This window comes from Mesotoga sp. HF07.pep.5.2.highcov (assembly GCF_003666285.1).
Classification (GTDB): domain Bacteria; phylum Thermotogota; class Thermotogae; order Petrotogales; family Kosmotogaceae; genus Mesotoga; species Mesotoga prima.
This window is the reverse complement of the sequence record NZ_JFHJ01000313.1, coordinates 1-4428: the sequence shown is the minus strand read 5'-3', so window position 1 is coordinate 4428 and position 4428 is coordinate 1. Positions and strand designations below refer to the sequence as shown.

The window sequence follows — 4428 nt, the reverse complement described above, 5'->3', positions numbered from 1 at the left end:
TTGCCTCGGGGAACTGCTCGATTGCCTTGGCAAGTGCCACAGTAGCACCTGTCACCTGTCCAAGCTGTTCTTTGTACCATTGCCAGCCAGGTTCGGAATCAGGACTGCCCCATGGAGCCCCATACCATTTTACGAGAGTCTCTTGATTGTAGTGGTGTTTCCAGCCGCTGTTACGAACCGTATCTCCTATTGGAACCAGTCCATAGAATCTGTACATGTCAATTGTCGCCGGAGACATCTGAACATTGAAAGGGTTGATAGGTTTGAATCTCCTTGGATCATAGTTAGCTGCATACTTTTGAATCAAAGCGTAGAGATCCTCACCGTTTCTTTTGAATCTGTTAAGCCAGATTCCATGGTTCACACCGGCAACCTGCCAGTCTACTTCCTCTATTGGTATGCCTAAGGTTTCTGCTACTTCACGGACATCATAATGTCCGTGACAAAAGCCAACCATCTTAATACTAGAATATCTTCTGATTAGCGTAGTTCCTTCGAAGACAGGATTTGCAGCCTGAAGCAACCAGGCGTCAGGTGCATGTCTTTCCATAAGCTTCGCGATTTTCAGGAAAAACGAGAGTTGATTCCAGTTTGTAAGAGTATAGTAATCGGATACCATGTTGAATTCCTGTGAATCTATGCCTCTGAAATAACCGTGCTTTTCGCCGATCGCTCTAACTCTATCCAGAAAATCATGTCCTCCAATCAAAGCGCTGTTTACAACGAAGTCTCTCCCTTTGATTGCTTCTTCCAGCACAGTAGTCTTTGAAAACTCGAGATTGGCATTCATCTCTTCTGCAAACCTCGATGCAAGAATGTAAACGGCATCAAGTCTATCTTGGTTTATATCCATCAATGTGACCTTACTGCCATAAAGACCCTCCGTTTTACAAAGATCGCTCACCAATCTGAGAGAAAACACAGCACTTCCTGCACCGATAATGGAAATATTCACTGATGACAAAGTAATCCCTCCTCGTCTCTATTCACTAAATAATACCATTATAAGTGTTGGCTGAGAAAACCTCCGATTCAAAAATTCTGTTCCAGGTTCCAAAATGTGATCAATCTTCGTTGTGTTGAACTCAGTCAGATGTTCGAGCAATTATTTAGGAGGAACAGTTCAATCTGTAATCTTTACTCCCCTTTTTTCAAGTTGCTTATTATATTGTTAACGGTAGTATAATCTCAAGTAGAGGCTAGTTTGGTCTGAAGGGCGAAGAAGATAACCGTACGGCTGTATGCCGAATAACAGGGGGTGTTTAAATGAGAAAAAGTTTGCTGGCAGTTCTTCTTTTGTCCGTGAGTCTGCTCTTTGCTTCAGGAAGTGTGGAGATCTTTAGCTGGTGGACGGGTGGAGGCGAAGAAGAAGGACTCGCTGCCATTTATGAGGTCTTCAAAGCAAAGTACCCCGACGTGGAGATAATCAACGCAACGGTCGCAGGAGGCGCAGGCACAAACGCAAAAGCAGTTTTGAAGACACGAATGCTTGGCGGCAATCCTCCTGACTCATTCCAGGTCCACGGAGGAATGGAACTAATCGACACCTACGTAATTACGGGAATGATGGAGCCACTGACTGACATCTTAGAGAGCTGGGGAATACTTGATAAATTCCCGAAGGATATTATGACTATCTGCAGTTACGAAGGTGAAGTTTACTCAATTCCCGTGAATGTGCACAGGGGAAATGTTGTCTTTATTAACAACGAGATTCTTGAGAAGGTCGGAATCGATGAGGTTCCAAGCGACGGACCGGGTTTTCTCGAAGTTTGTGCAAAAATCAAGGAGGCAGGCTTCATACCACTTTCTTTAGGCGATAAAGACAAGTGGGAGGCCGGTCATCTTTTTGAGACCGTGTTGCTTTCGGCTCTGGGACCAGATAAGTACAATGGCTTATGGGATGGAACAACAAGTTTCGAAGATCCAGGAATTGAAAGGGCCATAGTAATTTTCGAAGAACTGATTAAGTATGTAAACGAAGACCATGCTGCTCTCACCTGGCAGGATGCAACAAGGATGGTCTTCGATGGAAAGGCTGCCTTCAACGTCATGGGAGACTGGGCCGAAGGATATTTGAAGACTCTAGGATGGACTCCGGGCGTGGAGTTCAGCTGGATGGCAGTTCCAGGAACCGAGGGCTCCTTTATGGTGGTAACGGATACATTTGGCTTGCCAAAGGGCGCACCAAACAGAGAAAACGCTCTTAAGTGGCTCGAAATAGTTGCCTCAGTCGAAGGTCAAGATGCCTTCAACCCGATAAAGGGTTCGATTCCTGCAAGACTGGATGCAGACAAATCACTCTACGATCCTTACCTGACGTGGTCTATGGAGGACTTTTCTACAAACGCTCTTTGTCCTTCTATAGCACATGGATCTGCTGCGCCTGAAGGCTTTATAACGGAGCTGAACGATGCAGTAAACATCTTCATTACTACAAAAGACAGAGCAGCTTTTCTGAGTGCCATAAAAAGCGCTGCTGAAGATTACATCTATTAATCCTTGCAAAGTGGGGCCTGCATCTGCAGGCCCCATTCTTGGGGGTGTTCCATATCAAAAGGAAGACAAAACGAGGGATCATTTCCTTTCTCATTCTCTCTCCGACCTTTGCGGCAATAGGAGTTTTCGTTTATTTCTTCATTGGTTGGACTGGTAGAACTTCTGTTTCCAACTGGAATAGCTTTGCTAGGCTTCTTAAAGGCGAATTCGAATTTGTTGGATTGAGGAATTATTTCAGACTTTTCGAAGATCCGAGGTTTCAGACCGATCTGTGGAACACTCTGTATTTCACCCTTTTTTTTATTCTCGGTTGTCTTCTGCTTGGGATTGTTTTGGCGGTACTGATTGATCGTAACCTCAAGGGATCAGGCATTTTTAGAAATATATACCTGTTTCCCATGGCGCTTTCATTTGTTGTGACAGGCGCAGTCTGGAGATGGATCTTCGCTCCGGGAATCTTACCAAGCAATCCTCAGGGTATGAACCTTCTATTCAGTCTGGTGGGGCTGGATTTTCTTCAATGGAGGTGGTTCACCAGCACTGAGAGTTTCCTCAATTTCAACTTTGCACTGATTCCGGTGATAATCGCAGCCGTATGGCAGATGTCAGGTTACACAATGGCCATGTACCTTGCGGGGCTTCGTGGAATATCCCAGGATCTGGTAGAGGCTGCCGAAGTTGATGGCGCGACCGGCTGGCAGATCTTCTGGAAGATCAAGTTTCCGATTCTGAGACCGATAACTTTAAGCGCAATGATTATTCTAGGCCACATCTCACTGAAGATCTTTGATCTTGTTTACGCTATGACCGGCAGTGGTCCAAACAACGTGACCGACGTGCCTGCCATCTACATGTTCGAAACCACTTTCAGAGCGAACAAATATGCTACTGGCTCAGCAATAGCGATAATCATGCTTCTGATGGTTGCTGTGGTCATAATTCCTTACCTTGCTTCTGCCTTCAGAAAGGAGAAGAGAATATGATCAAGAGGATTCTAATCTATGCCCTTCTGACGGTTTTTGCGTTATTCTTTCTGATGCCGATCTATGTGTTATTGGCAACAAGTCTCAAACCCCTGAAAGAAGTGGGTCTTGAGCGAATGTGGTTTCCTCCGAACGACCTTTCCTTCGATGGTTTTGCCAAGGCCTTCAGTCGCCTTGCACCCAACTTAAGAAACTCGTTTCTGCTGGTCATCCCTGCGACGCTTCTTTCGGCAATCGTTGGATCGATAAACGGATATGTTTTGTCTAAACTGAAGTTCAGGGGCTCAGATCTTCTCTTTGCACTCGTTCTTTTCGGAATGTTTATTCCTTATCAGAGTGTTCTTTTTCCTCTGATTCGCTTCCTCCAGGATATTGGACTTTACGGTTCAATTTGGGGATTGGTATTGGTTCACGTGGTCTACGGTCTGCCGATAACCACTTTGATTTTCAGGAACTATTACAGCGAAGTGCCTACGGAATTAATCGAAGCGGCCAACATAGATGGAGCAGGCATATTCAAGACATATCTGAAGGTTCTCTTTCCTATATCCCTCCCTGGTTTTGTAGTAGTAGTCATTTGGCAATTCACGAATATCTGGAATGAGTTTCTTTTCGCTGTGACCGTTACCAGCGACCCCACAAAACAGCCGATTACCGTTGCCCTTGTGAATCTAGCGGGGAGTCAGGTTGTCGAGTGGAATGTCCAGATGGCCGGCGCGCTGCTGGCCGCTCTCCCAACATTGATAGTCTACATATTACTCGGAAAGTACTTTCTGAGAGGGCTTCTTGCTGGTTCTGTCAAAGGTTGATCTGATTTCCGATACGATCTTCTGCCTTAAGCCATAATACAACCCCAGGTAATCACAAAGTCTTTCGTGTTAGACTGCCGAGGATCTCGATAGGCCGATTCTCAAGTACAAATCCGCTCTGATTTCTTGAGACTATG

At 45.3% G+C, this 4428-nt stretch carries 4 protein-coding genes; 3 read left to right on the top strand and 1 reads right to left on the bottom strand.

Going from position 1 to position 4428, the window contains the following annotated elements:
- On the bottom strand, positions 1-964 hold a 964-nt coding region (locus tag BG32_RS06945; protein WP_121526606.1), incomplete at its 3' end, for an alpha-glucosidase/alpha-galactosidase.
- A 302-nt stretch (positions 965-1266) separates the two neighbouring features.
- Between BG32_RS06945 and BG32_RS06940 the strand changes: the two genes are divergently transcribed.
- The 3 genes from BG32_RS06940 to BG32_RS06930 are packed head-to-tail and all read left to right on the top strand — an operon-like array spanning position 1267 to position 4291.
- Positions 1267-2499 (top strand): ABC transporter substrate-binding protein, encoded by a 1233-nt coding sequence (locus tag BG32_RS06940; RefSeq protein ID WP_121526605.1) that lies wholly within the window; start codon positions 1267-1269, stop codon positions 2497-2499.
- Positions 2500-2537: 38 nt separating this feature from the next.
- Positions 2538-3482: a carbohydrate ABC transporter permease gene (locus BG32_RS06935; RefSeq protein ID WP_006492003.1), complete on the top strand. Its 945-nt coding sequence runs from the start codon at positions 2538-2540 to the stop codon at positions 3480-3482.
- The gene (locus BG32_RS06930; protein WP_006492001.1) at positions 3479-4291 is read left to right on the top strand and encodes a carbohydrate ABC transporter permease; all 813 of its coding nucleotides are present in this window, start codon (positions 3479-3481) and stop codon (positions 4289-4291) included. The genes BG32_RS06935 and BG32_RS06930 overlap by 4 nt, the downstream gene beginning before the upstream one ends.
- Positions 4292-4428 lie beyond the last annotated feature (137 nt).